Genomic DNA, 24,050 nt, shown 5'->3' with positions numbered 1-24,050 from the left:
GTTTAAAAAGTTAACTGAATACCCGTAGTTATCATCTTAAGTGGAGGAAGATATCCGGTAGCCGTAAATTCGGGATCGGCACCATCATATGAAGTAATGGTCAGCAGGTTTTGTGCTTCCACAAACAGTCGGCATTTCCACTGTTGTGTCCAGGCTTGGGGCAGGGCATAGGAAACCGACAGGTTTTTCAGCCTGATGTAGGAGGCATCACTTACAGCAGCACTACTCTGCGTATAACGACTGAAAGCGTTGAGCACATCTGCACGGGTACCGCTACTATATTGCTGGAAGGAGCTGATATCTCCCGGTTGTTGCCATCTATCTAATGCTGCTACCGGCTGGTTAACCATAGCTCCGGGCATCCCCAGCATGTAGTTGGGATTCCAGTTGTCCTGTTTTACAAACTGAAAAAGGAAATCAAGGGTAATGCCTTTGTAGCTAAACGTGTTTTGAATTCCGCCATAGTATTGGGGATTGAAATCGGCAATGTATTTCTTATCGTTGGGGGAAGATATCACCCCATCACCATCTACATCCCTAAACTGATAGGTACCGGTTTCGGGATCCAGTCCAGTATATTCATATAGCATTACAATATTAAGTGGCTTACCGATAGCATATTGCTGACTGTAGGTGGAGCTTTCCAGTCCCGGAAAAGCAATTAGCTTGTTTTTGGCAAAGGAAATATTAGCGGCGGTAATCCATGAAAAAGCACCATTATCAATATTTATGGTCCTAAGGGTAAGTTCGGTACCCTGATTCTGTACAGTAGCTCCAAGATTGGCCTGTATGGAGGTAAAGCCTGTAGTACCCGGCAGGGGAATCCCTACCAATTGGTTGGACGATCGGTTACGGTACCATGACGCTGTCAGGAAAACCCTGTCTTTAAGGAAGCCCGTTTCCAATGCCACTTCCAGTTTTTTGTTGGTTTCCCAACCGAAATCGGGATTAAACAGCCTTGAGGGTTGCAAACCTATCGTACCGTTGTAATTGATACCCGTTGAGGTATAAGTATTCAGGTACTGGTAGTCCCCAATCTGGTCATTACCGCTTGTACCATAGCTGCCACGAAGCTTACCGAAACTCAGTATAGTGCTCTCTGTAAATAACTTTTCACGGGAAAAGAGCCATGCCATCCCTACAGCCCCGAAATTAGCAAAACGCCTTGACGGTCCGAAGCGGCTCGAACCGTCACGCCTTCCGGTAAGGTTCATGATATACTTTCCTTTCCAGTTGAGATTTACCCTTGCAAAACCTGCCTGATAGCGGTATACAGTACGATCGTTGTTCAGTATGTTTTTTGTTGTTGCGGCAGATAGGTTATAAATCAAAGCATTACTTGTAAACCCGGTGCCCGACTGTACCAGTTGGGTATTGGTAAGTTCCTGAAAGGTAGTTCCCACTAATGCCTTTAGCTGCAGGTCTCTCAACTGCCCTTCCCAGGAAAGCTGTGGTTCGGCAATCCATGAACGGCGTGCGGTATTGCTCACATAAATGGAGGAATATTCGGGACCTGCACCATAGGCCGGGTTATAGATGGTAGAGGGCGAGGTAGTACTCTCGCTGTAATTCAGGTCGGTAAAACCAAGGTTGGAACGAAAGGCAAGCCCTTTCCAAATCTTCCATGTAAGTACTGCATTAGTGGTAAGGTCACCGCTATTACTGGTGTATTTTCCTTCCAGCATACGCAGGGGATTGTCCCATGTACTGTTTTCCCAATTGAGCGAACCGTCGGGATTATAGAGGGCCGGAGCATTAGGTGCCAGTCGCAAGGCATCAAAGGTAAGGTCGGTGCCGGGCTGATTGTTGTCCTGTAGGCTATACCCTCCGGTAAAACTGAGGGAAAACCTATTATCGGGCGAATTATGGTTTACAGCAAAGCGCATCCCTTTTCGTCGGTATTCAAAATCACCGGGGTATACCGTACTTTCGGTGCGGTAATTAGCCGAGAGCAGGAAGCGTGTCTGTTCAGAACCTCCCGAGGCCGACAGGCTTACCTGTGTAATGCCTGCCGTACCGCCCAATAGTTCCTTTTGCCAGTCGGTATTGCGTGACTGATCCCATGTGCCGTTAATATCGTAGGCATTGGCAGGATACTGGGTAATACCATCGTTAGCAAAAGCCTCGGTACGCATTTCAAGGTATTGCGGGGTGTTCATCAAATCCATAAAGCGGGTTACACTGCCAAAACCACTGGAGAGACTTCCCGAATAGGTTACCTTACCCGCCTTGCCTTTTTTGGTAGTAATCAATACCACACCGTTGGCACCACGCGAACCGTATATGGCTGTGGCATCGGCATCCTTAAGAACCTCGATACTTTCGATTTCCTGAGGGTTGAGGTTGCTAAGCGGATTAGCATCGCCCGGGATAATGTTTGAGGTAAGGGAGTTCCCTACAGACTGGGAGGAGTAGGGTACCCCGTCAATAATATACATAGGGCTGTTACCCTCACCGCGAAGACTGTTTTGTCCCCTGATAAGAATGTCAAAACCACCACCCGGCACCCCTGTTTTTTGGGTAATATTTACCCCTGCCATACGTCCCTGCATGGTAGCCAATACATTAGAAACAGGCTGTTTTTCGATATCGGCAGCGGTAATACGTGCTATAGAACCTGTACGCTCTTTGTCTTTTACCGAATAATACCCTGCATTAATAACCAGTTCCTGTAACTGTGCGGCATCTTCCTGCAGTACTACAGCCATTACAGGCGAGGTAGCCACACGGGTTACCTCCTTATAGCCGATAAAGGAGAACACAAGCGTATCGCCTATGGCAGCCCGCAATTGAAAGTTGCCGTTAACATCGCTAATGGTACTTATACCGGAATTTTTTACCAGTACCGAAACTCCGGGCAGTGGACCCGAAGTATCGGAAACGGTACCTGATATGGTTTGTTGATAATACCCCACGCTGTAAGGTGGTGAGGCGTGTGCCCGAGCGGATGCAGCGGGCGGGCAGGAGGCTAGCACAAAAGAATAGAAAAGCAGCCTTAGCCCATTGTTAGCTGAAAAAATTTTCATAACATTGGATAAGATTAGTGAAACGTGTGTTTATTGGTCTATACCCTCCGTGAGTCGCCAAACTTGCACGGAGGGTTTTTTTATGAACCTAAAAGAAAAAAGTACCCGGCCTTTCCCTAACTAACTCTAAAAGGAATACCAGTACTGGCCGGGGTGACTTAACTATGAAAACAAAACTACTTCATGAAAAAGAAACAGATTAAGGGTTATACTACAACGTTTGCGAGATCCGGCAAAAAAAGAGAAGTAAAAACGCTAAGAAATAAGCTGTGAGAATAATACAACCAACCCTAAAAAGGGTGGCGTGGGTTTAAACTCAGCTTATTGCATCAGAGGTACTGGTATACCGGCACGCGAATAAGTGAGCCCACGCCATATATGGCGTGAGCATTTGCACTTATCATCCCGCGTGCTAAAAATTACCAGTTTTCTGATGCGAGTTCTAAGCGAATGCTTCGATTATCTTAAATAGAAGTATCGCAAATATATTATAATTAAATCAAATGTATTGAATTGTTTTTTGTAATCCAAATGGATGACGTTAAATTTTCAGAATATAGCAAAATTGCACTATGGCAAAACTGACCAAAGAAGATATTAAACTTAAGAATGCAATCGCTCAAAGAATTGAAGCTTTGAGGGAAGATACAGGTTTAAGTCAAAGTGAGTTTGCAAAAGAGCATGCTATAGATAGACAAGCTATAAATCGTTGGGAAGATAGAGAAGGGGAGCGCGGAATTTCAATTTATACAATTAGGAGGTTTTGTAAGATGGTTGGAATCACATTAACTCAATTTTTCGATTCCCCTTTATTCAAATAAAAAGATACCAATCGGCATCTTTTTTTGTTTTTAGGTAAAACTACGTGGTGAAGTTAAACAAGTGTTTTTACTTAGTTTTTAGTGTAATGATTATTGTAATATTACACTCATCAAACTTATAAATAAATGGAAATAATAGTTTTGGAAGGACTTCCAAATAAGGGCAAAACTGAAACAATTGGTATTGTTTACGATTTAGTGATTAATGCTAAAGGAGTATCACAAGGCAAATCACAAATTGGTAAAGATCCTCGTGATTTTGAAGATATAGTTACAGGGTACAAGTCAAAAAAGATAGCTTTTTATTCAGCAGGGGATCAATCGAATTTTTTAGCGAATGCAGTGCGCAAGTACGCTGCTGCAAAATGTGACTTGCTTATCTGTGCCTTATCCTTAAATGGGAGGAAGGTAAATGCAAATAAAGCTATAAATAAGTATGTCAATACCAGAGTTCCAAAGACAGTTGAGTCAAATCCTAAATTACGTACACAAGTAAATAATTCCGATGCACAAAGGATATTTACTATGATTTAGAAAAAAGATGCTTCTTAGCATCTTTTTTTGTTTAGAGGTAAAACTGTGTGGTGAAGTTAAAAAGGTGTTTTTACGCGCTTTTTTAAGAATAAAAATCGATGCTCATTTTAGTTCTTTACAAAATTTTCATATTACCGCTTTTGGCAATTATTTTATAGAACAATGTAAAATTGATAAAGAATAGTAATAGGCTGACTAAGGTGTAAATTTTTAATTGTATTATTAATTAACAGTTGTTTTGAAGAATAAATTACCAAAGATTTGTTATTGGTGCGGTATCCCGTTAACTATTGAAACTATTCAAAGAGAACATGTACCGCCGCTTACTTTTTTTCCTAAAGGTTATAGAAATGACTTAATGACCGTGCCATCCTGTAAAGAGCATAATAATAGCTTTTCTGAATTGGATGAGAAATTTCAACTTGTTGTCAAGCTGTTTCGTACTAATGATGTTGCCGAGAAAGATTTGTTCGACAGAGTAATGCGAGGATTATCACGGAAGGAGAAGAAAAGATTTCTTACCAGTTTAGATAATAAAACTAGAATAGGAAACATCAACGGTGAGCCCTTCATGATTTTGGAGTTTGAGAAAGGCGAGCCCGAATTATTTATTGAAAAAATAATAAGAGGAATCTACTTTTATCACAGTGAAAAGATAGCTAAGGGTATTATTGAAAGTGTTTCAAAAAGAATTAAGTATGATAAGTTAAATACAGTTGCCATAGTTGATTATTTAGTAAAAGATTTAAATTCGGAAATATTAAAGGAGGGAGATTATAGTAACCCTAAAGTATTTAAATATCAATTTTTAGAATTTGAAGGGATGTTTGTTATTTTTATGCAGTTTTATGAAAACGTTGAATTTATTGGTTGTGTATTTCCTGAAGGATTTTCATTCGATTAATAGTATTTATAGTTTTAATATAGATATTAGTTGAAATTAAGATATTAATCTAACAGGATGCCGCTATACTACTTGATTTAAACAATACTACTAAGAAAATCGGACCATATTATGAAAACCTTTGGAGTAGCTGAAACAGCACGTTTGTTTAAAAGTGATGTGGATACTGTAAAAAAATGGGTTTATTATTTTCAATCCTATCTTAGTTCTTTTGCTAAGCCAGGTAAAGGAATTGCAAGGTGTTTTACTTTTGAAGATATAAGAGTATTCTCTTATGTTTATTTTTATTGGGAGGAGAACCCTGACATCGAGTTTATAAAAATGGGTCTGGACAGTGAAGATCATTTTGATAACTTATCAATTGATAATTTCATTACAAGCTTAAAACCAATATTTACATCAATGCCAGAAGATATTGATCAAAGTTGGAAAGGTGTTGTGTTTGGTGGAGAATTTATACTGGGTGATCTTTTTGAATCAGCCAATTCCTTTAAACTAGCCGGAGATCGTCTTATAGAAATAGGATTAGAAAACTATGAGGAGCGTGATTTATTTCAGCCAGCTATGTATTCCTATAGACATGCGTTGGAACTGTATATAAAATCAATCATTGGTGAAGAAAAGAATCATAATCTAAAAAATCTTTTGGATAAACTAGTCGTGAAAATTGAGAAAGAATTGTCTTTATCATTGCCAACATGGCTGCACAATCTTATATCGTCTTTTGACAGCGTAGATCCTGAGAGTACTGCATTCCGTTACGGACAAACAATACCTGTTGATGAGTTGTATGCTGATATGAGACATATCAAGAGTTTAATGGGATGGACTATGCAGGTTTTTACCAAGATAAAAAGCAAACATGATTTATTTTAGTATAGCCTATTTTATCTAAACATATAGATAGCATTTCACATCATAACGGTTCGGGTATTTAACTGTAACGTACTGTATTATTGATTAGGTACTTTAGTGGTCCTCAAAATACCGAAGTGATGAATGAACTGAGACCTATTGTACTTATAGACGACGATGTTGACGATATTGATATGCTGATCGAAGCCTACAAAGCGTTACCTTACAAAAATGAGTTACTAACTTTTCACGACAGTAGCGAAGCCTACCACTACCTTACTAAGAACACCGTTGTACCCTGCCTTATTATTAGCGATATGCTTATGCCTAAATTAACGGGATTGGAGTTGTACGAAAAATTACGAGCCTTCCCGGGGTTTAAGGAATATTATATTCCGTTTGTGTTTTTTTCGGGCGCTCCTGTGCCACCTCCTACAATGGGGGATAACGATTTGATTATGCATTACTATTTTGAAAAGCAGTGTGATTTTGGTGAGCTAAAAAAACTGTTAGATACCATTATAAGGCAGCATAGTACGGTTTTAGAGCAGTAAGTTTTGTTATAACCAACTAAATCCGTAGACTATAAATTTAAGATACATTTTGCATTTTTTGAGATTTCCTTTAGCTTTTCTTAATTAAACAATTGTTAATTTAGAAATCAAAAGCTAACCAGATGGAAAATCTTAAACCAATTGTACTTATTGACGATGATATTGATTATATCGATTTAATGGCGGAGGCCTATGGCACTCTTTCTCACAAAAACAAACTTTTAGTTTTTCACGACAGTATTAAGGCCTACAACTACCTAATAGAAAACGATGTTATTCCTTTTTTGGTAATCAGTGATATTATTATGCCCAAAATGAACGGTTTTGAGCTCCGTGAAAATGTACAGGCTAACCCTAAATTTTCGAGCCATGTGGTTCCGTTTGTTTTCATAACCGGTGCTGCTGAGTTGCCACATGACGGTCATGATCACCTCACTGAGAATGGCTTTTTTGAAAAAAGAGCTGATTTTGAGGAACTGCGCAGTACTCTAAATAATATTATTAACTACTGGGACAGCGCGGTGATGCGGTAATTTCACATTTTATTAATAATTGTTTAGACTTTAATTGCTAATTTGTGATTTCTAAAAATAATAAGCTCATGAACAGTAGGGGAGAAATAATCATTGTGGATGACGATACTGATGACCTTGAAATTTTAAAGGAGGTGTATAGTACGCTACCTTTTGAGAACAGGCTGGTAGTGTTTAATGATGGCGAGGATGCCTATCATTATCTAAAAACTCCTGAGGCGTATCCGTTCCTTATTATATCAGATATCAACATGCCAAAAATGAATGGTTTTGAACTTAGGGATAAGGTACTCTCGGATGCCGGGATTTCCAACCGTATTATTCCGTTTGTATTTATTTCCACCTGTGCGAACAGGACTATGATGAAAACTTACTGTAGTAATTCGTTTCACGGTTATTTTGAAAAGAAAAGTGACTTTACCGAAATGACCGAGATGCTTGACAATATTATTCGGTACTGGAAAAATGCAGTCCCTGCAGATTGATATAAACAAAAACACTTTACCTTAATTATAATCGCATGTAACGATAATGTTATTTGAGGGGATTCAATTAACGAATATCTTTTTGGTTCGATATACTATCTATCTTTTTTTATATATTTGTTAAAATTACATAACACACCTTACATAATGAATAATATTGAATCCATCAAGCCGGGCCCTAAACCTCTTAAGCCCAATGGCGAACCAGACAAACGCCGCCGTGTCAATCCTGACAACAAACCGAAATATCCAGGTCTAAAACCCCATAAACACAAACCGGGAGATTAATGCATTTTTTGGTATACAGAACATAATTTAAAGGCAGATTTCCAGATTATTATTTTATTGCACTTCGACAGCTCAACTCTTAGGGTTTTTCGAATTAGAGGTTTGTAATATAAAGCTATTACAGGTAATCTGAAATTATCCATTAGCAGTACTAATCATAACAGTTTCAATTTATGAAAGCAACCAAAGAAGAACTAATCAGATTTCTAGAGGATAAAGTGCTTGTACCGGTAGAAAATCATCCCAAGGCTACAGCTACAATAAAAAAGAAAATTCACGGGACCAGAATGAGATTAAATGAACAGGTGAGTGCTGAAAAAGTTGAACAGTTTTACTATACTGCAATGTCAACAGAAAGAGGCAAAGATTCTTATCAAAAAATTAAAGATATTGGTGGACCTACCTTTGAAGATGTGGTTGATGAGTTTAAAAAATTATGTGGCAGGGAGTACTGAAATAAACCGTTGTTTTTTATGATAATCAACTCGTTTTATATGAGTTTAGTGAAAATATAGCTATAGCAAAAATATGGATAATAAGAAAAATTAAGAATGAAATATATCGAAATACTTAATCAATTTGACGCAAGCATATCTGCTCATATTTCTGAATTTGCAACTCATTTAAACAATGTCTCTTTCGATACCGAAAACGGTGTGCTTTTTACTTTATCGGATGATTTTGATAACACAACATTCTTTTCCCAGGTCAAGAAGAAAGGTGTTTATCTCTTTGAACTTAATCTAGATAGTGATCGTTTATCGGGTAAAAAAAGGGAAACGAAAATTAAAAATTTCGCAGAGGATTGGTCAAAGAAAAAGCATGATTCTTTTTTTTCATCTAGCGTTATTAAAAAGAGATTGTCCATGTATGAAAAATTCGATAAGCAATGGCTGCCTTTATACATTGGTAAAAACAAGGATATTTACAAAAGAATCCTTGAACACATTAATTTGTCGACCGATAAAAATACTTATGCAATGAAACTTAAACATAGGAAAAATCTGCATGGTCTTCAGTTTAGAGTTTCAGTAATTGAAATTGATGTGATAAACTATGATTTTATCGTCCCTCATATAGAGCGTATCTTAAGAGAAAAATACCATCCGCTGATTGGTAAACAATAACAAATAATACTAATTTATCTACTCTCAAGTAGTTTTGATATAAATTATAAAACATGGAATATCCTGAAATTTTTATAAAGAAAGTTTTTGAAAGCAAGAAGACAGGAAGCTATATTGGCACTGGAAATCCAAACAGTAAGATTTTAATTGTAGGAAAAGAAACAGCAACTGACATTGAAAATAAAGCTAACGGAAATGAGCTTTACCTTAGGTTTCAAAATGAAATGCTTCAGGATTTTAAAGAAAATGCAAATAAATGGAGTTCGAATATAGAAAGGCTTATAAATGTAGCTGCTATACCTAATTGGACTGGGGGAAAAGACTCTCCGTTGACTTCAAATCCATTGTTCCCTTTCAAAAGCTTGCATGCAAAAGAATTGAGAGAGGGTCAAACATGGAGCAAGTATCAAAAACTCCACGATTTAATATTTCTGAATGATGTATCATCTGTAAAAGATAAAGAAATAGACTTTCATAATAATTTCTTTTTAACGGAAATGAACAGTTCTCCAGCAAAATTTACTAAGGATGCTGATAAAAGTGGTATTCCGGACAGGAAAAAGGTTATTGAAGAAAGTGCTTTTTTTCAAAATTTTCCAGTCGTTATATTAGCTTGTAGTAATTATATAAATGGTAAGGAAATAGAAGAAGTATTCAAGGTGAAATTTGATAAACAATTCGGAAGCCAAAAACAATTATTCTGGACTCATTATAATACTGACAAAACAAAATTAGTAATTCATACCCGTCAATTAAGCACGAATGTTTCAAACAATCTGCTTATTGAAATGGCAAATGAAATACGAGATTTTTTAAAATAATTAAATAAAATATCATGCTTCAAAGCAATCCATCCCCAAAAGGCACCGGTATCGAAATCTGGGGAGACTATGGCGATTTGGCTGGCCTTCACCAAACTATACATAAAATTGGAAATCGCCTTAATGAATATGATAATAAATTTAAAGGCCAGTCTGATATCATTATGTCTTTAGCTTACGAGGTCAGAAAATCATTTGAAGGTTCCCGATTACGTGAGCAGTTTAGTTTCGATTCCGATAACAGAGTTGAGTATTTTGGATTCCAATATTTGTGGACTGACCTGCTATTTGCTGTTTCAGTATTACGGCTAAATGCCGGTTATGTCACTATGGATGAACTTGATCAGGCAAACCTGTATATTTTGGAGTATAATCTGAAAAGCAGTTTAACAGCATACGATCCGAAAGGAGCGGAAACCCTTAAACTTTTTATCGGACAAAGAATTAATGTTCACGATCCGTTGATATTCCTGATACTTCAGGGGATCAATTTTGAATACCTTTCTCAAAAACCATCAAAAACACGATTTCGTAATATCCCTAATTTAATTGTAGAGTATACTTCTTTTTTTTCTGAAACACATAAACTTTGGAGGAAAGATTTGGAAAAAAGCGCCAAGCAATTGGGGTGCGATGTCTTGGATATTGAATATGGCGAATATCCCGATTTTGAATTTTGAAGCTAATGTCAATATTTACCACGAAAACAATTTTTAGTTGTACCTAACAAACACTAGTATTAATTATTAGGACGTTGTGCCTTTGCATTAATTTTACATTTTATTAGTAATCGTTTAAGCTTAAATACTTACTTTGTGTTTGTACTAAAACGATAAGCTCATGAACAGCAGGGGAGAAATAATCATTGTGGATGACGATACTGATGACCTTGAAATTTTAAAGGAGGTATATAACACGCTACCTTTTGAGAACAGGCTGGTAGTGTTTAATGATGGCGAGGACGCCTATCAGTATCTAAAAACTCCTGAGGCGTATCCGTTCCTTATTATATCGGATATCAACATGCCAAAAATGAACGGTTTTGAACTGAGAGATAAGGTACTCTCGGATGCCGAGACTTCCAACCGTATTATTCCGTTTGTATTTATTTCCACCTGTGCTAACAGGACTATGATGAAAACCTACTGTAGCAATTCGTTTCACGGTTATTTTGAGAAGAAAAGTGACTTTACCGAAATGACAGATATGCTGGATAATATTATTCGGTACTGGAAAAATGCAGTCCCCGCAGATTGATATAAACAAAAAAGCAGGCCGTGAAGCCTGCTTAAAAAAAATCATAGTTTACCAGATCACATCGTTTGGTAAAATACTTTAAATATAGCGTTTATTTGGTGATACACCAACCATCTTCTCTATTTGTATAAAAAAAGAAAAGCAGGCTAATAGCCTGCTTTGAATACGATTACAAAAACACCTTACCTTAATTATAATCGTATGTAAATATAGTTTTATTTCTTAGATTCCTCCACAGAAACTTTTCTGAAATCTTTCATCAGTTTACTCACCTAAAGGGCTGCCTTACGGGCACGTGTACCTGCTGCTTTGTTACCTTTTTCAATGTGTTGTTCTGCTTCCGCTTTAAAAGCTTCATATTGCGCGTTAATCTGGTCAAATAGTTCTTTCATGATTTACGTATTAAATTGGTTTTAAAGTAGCGCAAAGATAGTATTTACGGTTATCCATACAAGTTTCATGATTTCTTTTTGGCAGTTTGTTTCTCCAGTTCCCGTATAAAAAAAGTAGGAGGCATTCCCGTCCTTGCTCCAAAGGCCCTTACAAAATGTTGTGTGGTGCTGAATCCGGCTTCTCCGGCTAAAGCCCTATTGTTATACCGCCGTAATCTGGGATTGTCCTGAAGCTGCTGCACGATGTAATCCACACGCAACTCGTTAAGGTATACCGTAAAGTTCTTTTGCCGATAATGATGAATGATTTTAGTTAGGTATTTATAGTTGGTGCCAAATTCCCTGGCCAGATCATCCGCGCGGATATCCTGCCGGATAAAAAGATGTTCGTTTTCAAAGCTTTCAAGCTGTGAAAGTACACTTTCGACCACCTCAGGGTTAATATCCAGGCTTTTGTTTACCACCGGTTTTAACGGAGTATCCTTTTCTTTGGTGTTATTTTCCATTAGGAGTTTAAAACGCCTTTTGTACCGCCTTTTTATCATCACCTGATAACTGACCACAGCTATAAAAACTATAGTTATTCCGCTGAGTGTTATATAGGCTATACCCCTCATTTTCTTTTCACGGGTTAGTTCACCCTGAATCCGGTCCCTGCTGGCTGTAAGGCTATAGGTATCATACTGACGGTGTATTACCGAGGATAGGTATTTAAAGTCGGACTCGAGAATCCGGTCAATAGCCAACAGGCGTTTGATATAATGCAGTTCTTTTACCTGATTGCCTTCCTGCTGGTAGTAAGTAATGAGTAACTCAAAGCCCCTGCGAAGATCCGGTCGGATATAGTGATGCTCCAGGGCTATGCGGTCTACCTTTTCAAACCAGGGTAGGGCACGGGCTCTGCGGTTGGTATTCCAATAGTTCAGACCTGTATAGTAATAGGCTACTGCCAGAGCAGCAAAATCTTCGGACCTAGTCAGTTTGGGTGTCACGCTATCGAGTGTTTTCAGAGACCGTTCATACGCCCCGTATTCAAAATCATTGACAGCTTTGAGTAAAGTAAGATGCGGGAGTATAGCGTGATACCCGTTTTTTGTAGCCAATTCCAGTGCGAGATTAGTATACCGGGCTGACTCCTTCACATTTAGTAGCTGACTGTGGCACAACGCCAGATTGTGCAGTGAATTAATATATGCTTTTTGATGCTGATTCCTGTAATAGTCAGTGCTCTGGGCAAACAGCGATAATGCCTCATTATAATACCCAAGGTAATATTTTATAAGCCCCATATTGTATTTGGTCTTGTACCTGAGGTATTGGTTATCGGTTGTGGCGATATATCGGTTGGCCATGATATAATTCTCCAAAGCCTTATTGTGCTGCTTGCTGCTGTAGTATACGATGCCACGTGTGAGATAGGCTGAACCTATAATTTCATTTCGTTGGGTTTTTTCCGCCGCATAGAGCATGCTATCGGCATAGACCGCTTTTTGCTCTTGTACAACTTCATAGATACAGCTTTTATATGCGTTGAATTCCTGAAGGTACTCTTTTTCCTTTTTGGCTTTGCTAATCCAAAGAGTAAGATACTGCCAAACCTCACCAGTACCTGATTTTCTCTTTATAATTTCCTTTAGTTGGCTATAGTCTAAAGCCAATTCTGTATCTGTATGCTGTTGCGCCCCGAGCGGGATGGTAACACTTAGCATGGTAAGGCAGGCTAAAACGTGTTGTAGTCTCATAGTAGTGTCAATTCAATGCTATAATGCGGGCGGTATCATGTGGGGTAACAGCCAAAAGTACAGCCAATAGCTGTAAAACAGGTTGGTTTTAGGGAAATTTTAAGATATGTATTTCCGGAATTACACAGCTATAATTCCTGAACACCATATCTAAGTGTTTGCGGTGAAAGAAAGAGTAGGATAGTTTTGTTTTTGAATTCACCGTGATGGGATTGTCCCTGAACGGGCCCGGGCAAATGATACCAAACCAACATTTGCTAGTTATGAAAACCACTTTTTTAATCCTGTTTTTAATACCGTTACTTTCCTGTAACCCTGATGAGATTCCTGTAAAGGATAATACAAAAGATACTATACAATCCTATAGTCTGACTACCAATGAAAATTCAGTATCGGAAGAAGACAGCTATACTAGTATACGACCTGTTTATACAGCAATTAGAAAACAAATTGACCTAGGTCAGGGCATGAGTTTAAAAACGATAGAATCCGTTGCCATGCAAAATGAGCAGTTTGTAAATCAGTATCTGACGGATTATCAGGGTATCACCCAAGAGGAGTTAACCGCTATAATGTCGCTTGCTTTGGAGGATATGCCTTCTTTTCTGTCAGTTTTGGGATTGTCTACGGAGGGCGAATCTGAATTTACATCCATGATTACAGCACTACAGGAGATAAAGGCCGCTAATGCTTCCCGTGCTGAAGTCATAGCCTATCTGCAGGGTAGGGAAGATTTACTGAATACAGCTAACGGTTTTACCCCCGAGGACCTCAGTGTTCTGAAGTCCACAATGATACTGGTCAGTTGTTCTCTTAGTAGAGACTGTGAAGATCATACAGACGACTGTGACCATGATGATGACAGGGACTGGGAACTTTCTATAGGTCACATCACAGCAACAGCATACGGGAGTTCACACAGCATTGGAAATGCTATCACCAGCTGTCTTTTTGTACAATAAGATGCGTAGCATAGTCCCATCTCACTATACTATTAACCTTCATTATGAGACTGTCACTGTCGGATCAGAAATTTATTATCAGAACTTTTTCATGCGGAAAACAATGCATGAGGATCTGGATGGAAAACCGAAATCTCTTTCACACTATCGTATATGTTAGAAAAGGTTCGCTCTATTTAAAGGGGGAAGGGCAGGAGTGGGGCGTACAGCAGGCAAAGCTGGTCTTTATTCCTATTGGAAGTAACATGTCATTATATACGGATAATGACAATAATGTACAAGGTATATATTTTGGTTTTCCGTTTGGGACTGCCGCACTCGACCATTTGAAGAGTTTTGAAACGGAACTCGCTCCAGGGGAACAGGGTATGCTACAATACTATATCGACCTGAATGAATTGCAGTCAACGTCAGTTCCTTCCCTGTTTTTGTACTGTTGTTTCCTATTGCTACAGTATAGCATAAGTGAAGCAGAAAATAAAATAGGTGGGAAGGAGCCCGAATCAGTTCCCCTGCGTTTTAAAAAATTAGTTGAATCCCATTACAGGGAGCAGCATAAAGTGCGCTTCTACGCGGATCATCTCTTTATCAGTACAGGACATCTACGGAAAATCATCCGTGCTGCCTATGGTATGACCCCGAAAAACCTGTTGTTGCAACAGCTTTATAGCGAGGCTGCCCGATTGCTTACGGAGACTACACTTCCGGTTAAGGTAATTGCTTCTGAACTTGGTTTTTTCGAACCGAGTCTTTTCAGTGTGGGTTTTAAAATCCACACCGGACTTTCCCCTTCCCAGTACCGCAAACACTATAACAAACTATCAGATAATGATACAGAAATATCCCCTTGAATGGCTTGATTCACTGATTTCCCTCACGCTAAACCCCGCTAAGATCTATCTTCAGGATCTCACCAGGGAGCATCTTCAGCAACTTACCGAAAAAGCGATTATTGAAACCGTACACATCCAGTCGGAACTTAAGAATCAGGTCTTTTCCCTACATAAGGAATCACAAATCCGACTTTTGGTACAGAAATACCATTCGGCACTGATCATTCTTTTAGACACTGTTATGGCCTACAGGGAGGATAAGGCCTTTGAGCATTCGGATTACAGCAACCTTGCCAAGACACTGATTTCCTGTCTGGATGAGCTCTTATTTTTCATAGAGAACCGTTTTGCGGATTTTCTCGGATTGGAAGAACGGGTACCGGTAACCTATCTTGCTGTCTCACGAAAGGAGCTTAAAATTAAACTGGATCGGTTACAGAAAAAGCTGGTAAAGGATGTGGCTGACCCTTGCTTTACCGGAATAGTACTGGAACAACTGCAACGGTTTATAAACAGCAGGAATAACGAAGGTGTGACATTTAGGGATTTACTCTACCGGCGTGAACTGGTCCATAAATTGGATCTTTTGGGTAAAGGTGATAATCGTACCAGTATTTATTCAGCGCTTAATGAACTGCTGATCTACATGAATTTTAACAGCAGGCACTACATACGGTATTTTACCCGTACTCTTGCCGATAAAATCAATACCCTTGAGGATAAAGCAGAGCGGCTGGACAGTCTACACTTCCATTACAAGGAATTCCGTCAACTGCAATGCCATCAGAACATGATACTTTTTCCCCAGCAGCAGGGACTAAAGACGGTAGTAGGCAACTGGTTTGAGCATGAGATTACTTATCTGGAGAAAACCCTTACGCTTCATCCCGACCCGGTTCGGGGACTCAAAAAAGTCATGACCCCACTTTCGGTGGCAAAAAAAGTGAAGGTAAACATATCCACCGACCAGATTGCCCTTTTCCTTCGTGCCTGCGATGAATCCCGTCTTATAGAGGCCCGTTCCCTGAGTCAGGTATTCCGCCAGATTGTCCCCCATTTGGCCACTCCGGCTAAAACCGAACTCTCTTACGATTCGGTTCGCAGTAAATCCTACAATGCTGAGGAGCGTGATAAAGAAGCATTGGTTCTTTTACTGCAAAAAATCATCACCAAAGTCAAATCGTACTAAACTAGACTATAATGACGTAGGGAAGGGTACAAGTTGGGGTACAGGTTAAAGTTGTACTTTTTCAGCGTACAGCTATGACTTTACTTTGCCAGTGTAAATATGTTTTTGGCCTCAGCGCCAATGAAGAGGATGATTGTTGAACGAAAAAACAAAACGTATGCTTACACACATTACCTGGACAGACTACTTTCGATTTTCCGTGCTTGCAACACTAGTATACTACCTGTTGCTACTGCTTAAATTTTACCTCCCTACGCTACAGGGGAGAAGAGCCGTCAGCGGAAATGCATTAATAGCCGATGCAGATCATCAAGATTCCGCACTGAATCATGACATTATGGATAACCTGACTCCGGCCGGTGGAATAGAGGGACCTGTTACGGATTATGAGACGGTTGAGGAGATGATTGAAAGGGTAAAAAGCACTTTTGGCAGGGTTGTCGGTTCTGACAAGGATCAGGAGACCGTAACACAAACACTTACTACAATTCTCAGGGATTACCCCTCTTTAAAGGAATCAGGTTTCCGACCCGCCATCAACGAATTTATAGTAACCGAAGCCCGTCAACAGGGCATCGAATTTCTTCATGAAGAAAATGTTAACGGGCTTTGGCCTTAATACTACTTATCAAAGCGGAGGTTCGTCCCCTGTTCATCCCACAGCAGAGGAAAGAAGGTGACAGAAAAGAGGAGGAGTGTAACGGCGGCCGTCCTCCGCTATTTTTTCTTTAAAATACTATTACTATGAAAAGTACCAATTGCACAAAAGAGTATTGGAGAAGACTCCTGATATTATTTCTTATAGCCGGCTCGCTATCCATGAATGCACAGGATGGTATAGCCGGTATTAATCAGGCCAATCAGCAGGTCCGAAGTTATTTTGATGCAGGCACAGACCTGATGTATGCTGTAGGTGCCATATTAGGACTTATAGGTGCTGTGAAGGTATATCAGAAATGGAATGCCGGAGATCCCGATACTGGGAAGGTGGCTGCTGCCTGGTTTGGAAGTTGCGTTTTTCTTGTGGTGGTTGCTACGGTAATCGAATCCTTCTTTGGTATTTGATAATGAACAGTGTATACAGCATTAATAAGGGTATCAATAAAAGCATCGAATTTAAAGGACTAAAGGCACAGTACATCTGGTATTTGGGAGCCGGAGTTATCCTGCTGATGATACTTTTTGCCGGTTTATTTATACTGGGATTACCTTCGGTAATCAGTATGATACTCATTGGGGGATTGGGGGCTTTTTGGGTGGTGAAGGTATATGCCTTAAGCCGGAAGTACGGCCAGTACGGTATGATGAAGGCGCTGGCGAGAAGGCAACTGCCCACAGCGGTTAGGTGTCGTAACAGGGATATATTTATGAACAAGGGAAGAATGGATTATGGAAAAGAGACTGGAAGATATTTACCCGATACTGGAAATCAGTGAGGACTGCCTTTTATCGAGAAGGGGCGATATGACCCTTTGTTTTGAATTGCAGCTTCCCGAACTGTTTACCCTTTCGGATGAGGAGTACGAGGCTTTTCACCAGACCTGGCTTAAAGCTATTCGATCTTTAGCTGCTGATACGGTACTCTGCAAACAGGACTGGTTTTTGGAACGTGGGTTTGAAGCGGAACAGGGGATTGATGATAGCTTTTTTACCCGCAGCAGTAACCGCTTTTTTAATGAACGCCCTTACCTGAAACATCATTGTTATCTGTTACTGACCAGAAAGGCAAAAGGACGCAGGGAATCGACATCTCTTTTCTCAGGTCTGTTGCGCAGTTCACCGGTACCGCCAGCGTTGCTGGATACCCAAACCCTACAGGATTTCAGGGATATGGCAGGACAATTCTCCCGTATACTGGAGGATAGTGGCTTTGTGCAGTGTACGGCCCTAAGAGAGGAATCCCTGTACAGCGAAAAGGGAAAAAAAGGCCTTCTGGAACGTTACCTCACTCTATCGGGGGAGTCCGCTGCGGTCATGTACGGTGATTTGAATTTTGAGAAGGGCCTGATGGCAGGAGGAAAACAGGGGCGCTTATACACCCTTGGTGATGCTGCTGATTTGCCGGGGCTGTGCGGTTCAAGGGTTAATTTTGATAAATACAGTACGGATAAAACCAAATTCAGCGTAGGTTTTGCCTCGCCTTTGGGGCAGCTATTGTCCTGCAATCATATCTACAGCCAATACCTGTTTATCGGAGACCGTGTCAGAACCTTACAGCGCATCGAGAGCAAAAGGCTGCGACTGCAGTCGCTCTCTGCTTACAGTCGTGAGAACCTGCTGGCCAGGGATGCCGCCAATGATTTCCTGAATGAGGCCATTTCCAAAGGAAGGCTGCCTGTAAAGGCACATTTTAACCTTTTGGTATGGAGTGATGACAGGGAAGAAGAAAAAGAACTGAAAAAGAAAGTTTCAGCAGCACTCTCACAGATGGATGCCATCGTTAAGGAAGAAACTGTGGGCGCCCCTCAAATTTACTGGGCAGGCCTGCCGGGTAATGCTGCTGACTTTCCTATGAATGATACCTTTGACACTTTTGCACAACAGGCAGTGTGTTTTCTCAACCTGGAGACAGGTTACCGCTCCTCCCTGAGTCCCTGCGGACTTCGCTTGGGAGACCGGCTTACCGGGAAACCGGTCCATGTGGATATCAGTGATGAACCGGTTCGACAGGGAATCTGTACTAACCGTAACAAGTTTATACTGGGACCCTCCGGTAGCGGAAAATCCTTTTTTACCAACCACATGCTGCGCAGCTATTACGAGCAGGGCACCCATATCGTACTGGTAGATGTAGGACATAGTTACAAAGGGTTATGTGATCTTGTAAAGGGCTATTACTTTACCTATAGTGAAGCGGATCCGATACGTTTTAACCAGTTTTATATCGGAGAAGGTGACCGTCTGGATACCGAAAAAAAGGAAAGTATCAAGACCCTGCTTCTGGCACTTTGGAAAAAGGATAACGAGACGTTTAAACGAAGCGAATATGTGGCCCTTTCCAATGCGCTTCAGCAGTACTATGAAAAGCTGGAGCGGCAACCGGAACTATTTCCCTGCTTTGATACCTTTTATGATTTCCTTACAGCGGATTTTACACGGAGCCTGGAGGGAGATAAAGTGAAAGAAAAGGATTTTGATATCGATAACTTCCTGTATGTGCTGCGCCCGTATTACCATGGCGGTGAATTTGACTATTTGCTGAATTCGCGGGACAATCTCGAATTGTTACAGGAGCGCTTTATTGTATTTGAACTGGATAACATCAAGGATCACCCCATACTTTTTCCTGTGGTCACCATTATTATCATGGAAGTGTTTATCAGTAAAATGCGGAAACTGAAAGGCGTGCGTAAAATGATACTTATTGAGGAAGCATGGAAAGCTATAGCCAGGGAAGGCATGGCAGAATACATAAAGTACCTTTTTAAGACCGTACGTAAGTTCTATGGAGAAGCCATTGTGGTAACCCAGGAAGTGGAGGATATTATTTCCTCACCGGTGGTCAAACAGGCTATCATCAATAACAGTGACTGTAAGATACTGCTGGACCAGAGTAAGTACCAGAACAAGTTCGACCAGATACAGGAACTGCTTGGACTTACCGAAAAGGAAAAAGCTTTGGTACTGTCAGTGAACCGGGCCAATGACCCAAACCATAACTACAAAGAAGTTTTCATATCCCTGGGGGGAGTCCTCTCTAAGGTCTATCGAACCGAAGTATCGCCAGAGGAGTACCTGGCTTATACCACGGAAGAGCGTGAAAAGCTCCGGGTGCATGAGGCTGCTGCCCGTTTCGGGGGTGATATTCGTAAAGGGATACAGGCACTGGTCAGAGAAATGAGAGAAAACACCATCTAAATCTACAATTATGAAAATACAGCATTGGATACGACAACTATTCTGCGGACTACTGCTCATCGGTCTGACTTCATTCCGACCGGCATCGCCCCCTGTGGCATTACCGCTTTTCGGATTGGTTCGTGAGGCAGTTGTCAGGGCCATAAAGGCCATGGATCTTAAGATACAGCGTTTGCAGAACAAGACCATATGGTTACAGAATGCGCAACAGGAGATAGAGAATACCCTTACCAAATTAAAGTTGGAGGACATATCGGGCTGGGCACAACGACAGCGCGATCTTTATCGTGATTATTATGAGGAACTTCAAAAAGTAAAATATGTGATTAGCTATTATCAGCGGATTCGTGATGTTACCCAAAAGCAGGCGACACTGCTTGTTTCCTATCAGCAGGTTTGGCCTCTTCTGGTGCAGGGCGGACACTTTAATGAGGAGGAATTATCTTATATGCAGCAAGTGTATAACGGCATTTTAGCCGAGAGCCTGAGTAACATGGATGATATTCTGGGAATCCTGGAATCCTTTACTACCAGTATGAGTGATGCGCAACGACTGGAACTGATCAATACCGCAGCAGCGAAAGTTGAAGTAAATTATCTGGACCTGCTTCGTTTTAACAGGGAAAACCTGCTACTGCAACTACAACGCAGCAAAACACAGCAGGATACCGATGCCATACGAAGGCTACACGGAATCAACAGTAACCCTTAACTATTCGATTTATGAAAATGCTATGCTTTTTCCTATTGAGTTTCCTCTCATTGAACGGCTACTGCCAGTCGGGGGAACTAATCAAACAGATTGCAGCCTTAAAAGTTTACGGGAACTATATCAATAAAGGCTATGGTATTGCACACGATGGACTGGGGCTGATTGACGGGCTGAAAAACGGAGAACTTTCCCTACACAGGCTTTTTTACCAGGGAATGGACAGGATCAGTCCGCTTGTTAGCGGCCATTCAAAGGTGCTGCAGATTATTGCTCTGCAAGAGAAAATACTTGAGAACGAAACGGAGGTAACAGGATTGCTCTCAGATGATCTTTTTTACGGAGACGAAAAGGACTACCTCAGACGGGTTTTTGATCGAGTGCTGCAGGATTGTCAGACAAGGCTGTCTGAACTTCTCCTGCTTGTCAGTGACAGCAGCTTTGCAATGGAGGATGCGCAGCGAATCAGGCGTATCGAACAGCTTTATCTGGATATGGAGGATAACTATATCTTTTACCGCAATTTTCTGAAAAGTCTCACCACAGTGGTCAGGGTCCGGGCGGCAGATTATCGTGATACCCAGGCTGTGCGCCGATTGTATAACCTCACCGTTACGCCATGAAGAAAATCGTCTGTTTTAGTCTTCTGTTGACTTTTATCACCGTATTGAGCGCCAGGGGACAGGTACAGGAGCTGCGCCAACTGGCCCTGAATGTGGAAAAACTGGCTCAATTCCGAACCCTGCTACGTGATATGAAAAAAGGCTATGATCTGCTTGAGGGGGGGTATAACGGGGTTAGAGATCTAACCCAGGGCAATTTCCAACTTCATAAAACGTTTTTGGATGCCCTTTTACAGGTTAGTCCTACGGTTAGGGATTATTATAAAGTTGGTGAGGTCATCCATTACCAGATAAAAATAATTTCCGCGTGTGGCAGTTCCCTAAACCAACTGAACAGCAGTGAACTTCTTCATCAGGAAGAACTCTATTATGTAGATGGTGTGTATGCAAGAGTAGTCGATGAAAGCCTACAGAACATTGAGGAACTGACCACAATATTAACTGCAGGACGCCTGCGGATGTCGGATGAGGAGCGTCTTACCGCAATTGACCGTATACACGCAGCTATGCAGGACAAAGTGTTATTTGTGGAAAACTTTAGCCAGGACGCTTTGTTATTAGTCCTGCAGCGTGCCCGTGAATACAATGATGTCAATGCCATGCGGCTACTTCTTCAAAGTAATCCTTAATACCAGTCAGAGATGAAGAATAAAATAATTTCAAAAGTAATTATAACAGTATTATTACTGATGCCCGCAGCCCTGTATTCCCAGTCGTTTGCCGATGAGATGAACGGATTGCACGGCATACTGGAACAGCTCTACAACGAGATGATGCCCCTTTGCAGTAATCTGGTCAGTGTGGCTCAGGGTTTGGCTGGTTTTGGTGCCCTGTGGTATATTGCCTCGAGGGTATGGCGCCATCTTGCTAATGCGGAGCCTATTGATTTTTATCCGTTGCTGCGCCCTTTTGCCATTGGTTTCTGCATTGCATTTTTCCCGATGGTGCTTGCTCTGATCAATGGTGTATTACAGCCAACGGTAAACGCAACGGCTTCCATGGTAGGGGATTCCAATCAGGCGATCGCCGAGTTATTACAGCAGAAAGAGGACGCCATTAAAACGACCGATGCCTGGCAGATGTATGTTGGTAGTGACGGCTCGGGTGACAGGGATCGCTGGTATAGGTACACTCACGACGGGGACAGCCCCTCGGGAGAAGGAATCATGGAAGGCATCGGAAATGACATTAAGTTTGCTATGGCCAAAGCCTCTTACAATTTTCGCAATTCGGTAAAGGAGTGGATGAGCGAAGTACTGCGCATCCTTTTTGAGGCCGCCTCCCTGTGTATCGATACCCTGCGTACCTTTCAGCTGGTGGTACTTTCCATTCTGGGGCCCCTGGTCTTCGGATTAGCCGTTTTTGACGGTTTTCAGCATACGCTGACGGTTTGGCTGGCGCGATACATCAACATTTTCCTATGGCTTCCCATCGCCAATATTTTCGGAAGTATTATTGGGCAGATTCAGCAACAAATGCTACAGTTGGATATTGCACAGGTCAATCAGTACGGTGATACCTTTTTTAGCCGTACCGATATGGCGTATCTCGTCTTTATGATCATTGGTATTGTCGGTTATTTTACCGTACCCTCGGTCGCCAATTATATCGTGCATGCCGGAGGAGGAAGTGCACTGGGGCAAAAGGTAACACGTATGTTTGGTGGTACGGCAGGTGGTGCACTGAAAGGTGTCTCGATGGGAACGGCAATGACTGCCGATGCCCTTGGAAATGCAGCAGGACAACTCTCGAACAGTATGGCAGGCCACGGCACCAACAGTCCCTATTTCAATGAGGGAGACCACTATAGCAGTAATAAATTAAAAGGCAACTCCTAAAGCGGTGAATCATGTTTGAACGACTAAAGAATATTGACACGGCTTTCCGACATGTGCGTACTTTTACGCTGGTTATTATTGCCTGCTGTACGACGATAAGCCTTTTAGTCCTATACCAGAGTTTCAGCACAGTCAACAGGATGCAGGATAAGATCTATATTCTCTCGGGGGGTAAAGTTTTGCAGGCAGAGGCGTCCCAACGCAGGGATAATATTCCGGTTGAAGCGCGCGACCATATCAGAACCTTCCATGAGTTATTTTTTACCCTTGATCCTGACGACAAAGCTATCCGTGATCATATTACTTCGGCGCTCTATATGGCTGACGGTTCGGCTAAAAGGACCTATGATGATCTGAGGGAAAACGGATATTATGCCGGAATCATCTCGGGAAATATCAGCCAAAGGCTTACTGTTGACAGCATTCAGGTAGTAACGGATAATTACCCGTATCGTTTCCGCTGCTACGGTCGGCAGGAGATTGTACGTCCTACAAGCATCCTTACACGTTCGCTGGTTACCGAGGGACAACTGCGAAATGTATCACGAAGTGACAACAATCCTCACGGTTTCTTAATTGAACGCTGGGAGACCATAGAAAACCGGGATTTGAAAACAGAAAACAGAAACTAATCATGAATAAAGGGAATAGTATACAAGGGATTTTTTCTCTGAAGTCCGTAAAGGGACAGGCCTATAA

General features: G+C 41.1%; 26 protein-coding genes and 1 pseudogene. 24 read left to right on the top strand and 3 right to left on the bottom strand.

The features are described 5' to 3' along the window. Positions 1–2 precede the first annotated feature (2 nt). Positions 3–3,026, bottom strand: coding sequence for a SusC/RagA family TonB-linked outer membrane protein (locus GN157_RS12900; protein ID WP_157483891.1), 3,024 nt, complete (start codon positions 3,024–3,026; stop codon positions 3–5). A gap of 572 nt (positions 3,027–3,598) precedes the next feature. On the opposite strand from GN157_RS12900, the gene GN157_RS12895 reads away from it, so the two are divergent. From GN157_RS12895 to GN157_RS12840, 12 genes are all read left to right on the top strand, one after another. Further along, positions 3,599–3,847, top strand: a complete 249-nt coding sequence (locus tag GN157_RS12895; protein ID WP_157483888.1) for a helix-turn-helix transcriptional regulator — start codon at positions 3,599–3,601, stop codon at positions 3,845–3,847. Between the two features lie 126 nt (positions 3,848–3,973). Then, entirely contained in the window at positions 3,974–4,381 is a 408-nt protein-coding gene (locus tag GN157_RS12890) for a hypothetical protein (RefSeq protein WP_157483886.1), read from the top strand. A 238-nt stretch (positions 4,382–4,619) separates the two neighbouring features. After that, positions 4,620–5,285 (top strand): hypothetical protein, encoded by a 666-nt coding sequence (locus GN157_RS12885; protein WP_157483884.1) that lies wholly within the window; start codon positions 4,620–4,622, stop codon positions 5,283–5,285. 111 nt (positions 5,286–5,396) lie between these two features. Beyond that, entirely contained in the window at positions 5,397–6,161 is a 765-nt protein-coding gene (locus tag GN157_RS12880) for a hypothetical protein (RefSeq protein ID WP_157483883.1), read from the top strand. 119 nt (positions 6,162–6,280) lie between these two features. Further along, positions 6,281–6,694, top strand: a complete 414-nt coding sequence (locus GN157_RS12875; RefSeq protein WP_157483880.1) for a response regulator — start codon at positions 6,281–6,283, stop codon at positions 6,692–6,694. A gap of 122 nt (positions 6,695–6,816) precedes the next feature. Continuing rightward, positions 6,817–7,227: a response regulator gene (locus tag GN157_RS12870; RefSeq protein ID WP_157483877.1), complete on the top strand. Its 411-nt coding sequence runs from the start codon at positions 6,817–6,819 to the stop codon at positions 7,225–7,227. Positions 7,228–7,295: 68 nt separating this feature from the next. Further along, positions 7,296–7,712: a response regulator gene (locus GN157_RS12865; RefSeq protein ID WP_157483875.1), complete on the top strand. Its 417-nt coding sequence runs from the start codon at positions 7,296–7,298 to the stop codon at positions 7,710–7,712. A gap of 461 nt (positions 7,713–8,173) precedes the next feature. Continuing rightward, positions 8,174–8,455, top strand: coding sequence for a hypothetical protein (locus GN157_RS12860; RefSeq protein ID WP_157483872.1), 282 nt, complete (start codon positions 8,174–8,176; stop codon positions 8,453–8,455). 96 nt (positions 8,456–8,551) lie between these two features. Continuing rightward, positions 8,552–9,127: a hypothetical protein gene (locus tag GN157_RS12855; RefSeq protein ID WP_157483871.1), complete on the top strand. Its 576-nt coding sequence runs from the start codon at positions 8,552–8,554 to the stop codon at positions 9,125–9,127. Between the two features lie 53 nt (positions 9,128–9,180). After that, positions 9,181–9,948 carry a hypothetical protein gene (locus GN157_RS12850; protein ID WP_157483869.1) on the top strand — a complete coding sequence of 256 codons (768 nt, stop codon included), beginning with the start codon at positions 9,181–9,183 and terminating at the stop codon, positions 9,946–9,948. Between the two features lie 14 nt (positions 9,949–9,962). After that, positions 9,963–10,628 carry a DUF6904 family protein gene (locus GN157_RS12845; RefSeq protein WP_157483867.1) on the top strand — a complete coding sequence of 222 codons (666 nt, stop codon included), beginning with the start codon at positions 9,963–9,965 and terminating at the stop codon, positions 10,626–10,628. A gap of 160 nt (positions 10,629–10,788) precedes the next feature. Beyond that, positions 10,789–11,205: a response regulator gene (locus GN157_RS12840; RefSeq protein ID WP_157483865.1), complete on the top strand. Its 417-nt coding sequence runs from the start codon at positions 10,789–10,791 to the stop codon at positions 11,203–11,205. Positions 11,206–11,480: 275 nt separating this feature from the next. Here GN157_RS12840 and GN157_RS17960 read toward each other — a convergent pair. Together GN157_RS17960 and GN157_RS12835 are read right to left on the bottom strand one after the other, a co-directional pair. Continuing rightward, positions 11,481–11,597: pseudogene (locus tag GN157_RS17960) on the bottom strand (histone H1); the annotation flags it as partial. A 65-nt stretch (positions 11,598–11,662) separates the two neighbouring features. Beyond that, complete coding sequence (locus GN157_RS12835) at positions 11,663–13,339, bottom strand: AraC family transcriptional regulator (RefSeq protein ID WP_157483863.1); 1,677 nt, start codon at positions 13,337–13,339, stop codon at positions 11,663–11,665. A 263-nt stretch (positions 13,340–13,602) separates the two neighbouring features. Here GN157_RS12835 and GN157_RS12830 point away from each other — a divergent pair, with 263 nt between their 5' ends. From GN157_RS12830 to traK, 12 genes are all read left to right on the top strand, one after another. Then, positions 13,603–14,301, top strand: coding sequence for a hypothetical protein (locus GN157_RS12830; RefSeq protein ID WP_157483861.1), 699 nt, complete (start codon positions 13,603–13,605; stop codon positions 14,299–14,301). Between the two features lie 119 nt (positions 14,302–14,420). Beyond that, a complete protein-coding gene (locus tag GN157_RS12825) occupies positions 14,421–15,152 on the top strand; it encodes a helix-turn-helix domain-containing protein (protein ID WP_197429453.1) in 732 nt (243 codons plus the stop codon). Beyond that, complete coding sequence (locus GN157_RS12820; protein WP_157483857.1) at positions 15,130–16,323, top strand: hypothetical protein; 1,194 nt, start codon at positions 15,130–15,132, stop codon at positions 16,321–16,323. Before GN157_RS12825 ends, GN157_RS12820 begins: the two co-directional genes overlap by 23 nt. A 157-nt stretch (positions 16,324–16,480) precedes the next feature. Further along, positions 16,481–16,942, top strand: a complete 462-nt coding sequence (locus GN157_RS12815; protein ID WP_157483855.1) for a hypothetical protein — start codon at positions 16,481–16,483, stop codon at positions 16,940–16,942. A 125-nt stretch (positions 16,943–17,067) separates the two neighbouring features. Beyond that, a complete protein-coding gene (locus tag GN157_RS12810) occupies positions 17,068–17,388 on the top strand; it encodes a DUF4134 domain-containing protein (RefSeq protein WP_157483854.1) in 321 nt (106 codons plus the stop codon). A gap of 2 nt (positions 17,389–17,390) precedes the next feature. Beyond that, positions 17,391–17,759, top strand: a complete 369-nt coding sequence (locus tag GN157_RS12805) for a DUF4133 domain-containing protein (protein ID WP_157483853.1) — start codon at positions 17,391–17,393, stop codon at positions 17,757–17,759. Further along, positions 17,713–20,181 carry a TraG family conjugative transposon ATPase gene (locus tag GN157_RS12800; RefSeq protein WP_157483851.1) on the top strand — a complete coding sequence of 823 codons (2,469 nt, stop codon included), beginning with the start codon at positions 17,713–17,715 and terminating at the stop codon, positions 20,179–20,181. The genes GN157_RS12805 and GN157_RS12800 overlap by 47 nt, the downstream gene beginning before the upstream one ends. Before the next feature lie 10 nt (positions 20,182–20,191). Next, complete coding sequence (locus GN157_RS12795) at positions 20,192–20,893, top strand: conjugal transfer protein TraI (protein WP_157483849.1); 702 nt, start codon at positions 20,192–20,194, stop codon at positions 20,891–20,893. Between the two features lie 11 nt (positions 20,894–20,904). Beyond that, a complete protein-coding gene (locus tag GN157_RS12790) occupies positions 20,905–21,513 on the top strand; it encodes a hypothetical protein (protein ID WP_157483847.1) in 609 nt (202 codons plus the stop codon). A 218-nt stretch (positions 21,514–21,731) separates the two neighbouring features. Beyond that, on the top strand, positions 21,732–22,142 hold the full coding sequence (locus GN157_RS12785) for a TerB family tellurite resistance protein (protein ID WP_231749133.1): 411 nt from the start codon (positions 21,732–21,734) through the stop codon (positions 22,140–22,142). Between the two features lie 12 nt (positions 22,143–22,154). After that, a complete protein-coding gene (gene traJ, locus GN157_RS12780) occupies positions 22,155–23,351 on the top strand; it encodes a conjugative transposon protein TraJ (RefSeq protein WP_157483845.1) in 1,197 nt (398 codons plus the stop codon). An 11-nt stretch (positions 23,352–23,362) separates the two neighbouring features. Beyond that, entirely contained in the window at positions 23,363–23,983 is a 621-nt protein-coding gene (traK, locus tag GN157_RS12775) for a conjugative transposon protein TraK (protein WP_157483843.1), read from the top strand. Positions 23,984–24,050: the final 67 nt, after the last annotated feature.

Origin of the sequence: Flavobacterium rakeshii, from assembly GCF_009741375.1 — a bacterium.
Lineage (GTDB): Bacteria > Bacteroidota > Bacteroidia > Flavobacteriales > Flavobacteriaceae > Flavobacterium > Flavobacterium rakeshii.
Note: the sequence above shows the minus strand (reverse complement) of the source record. Positions and strands in the feature narration are given on the sequence as shown.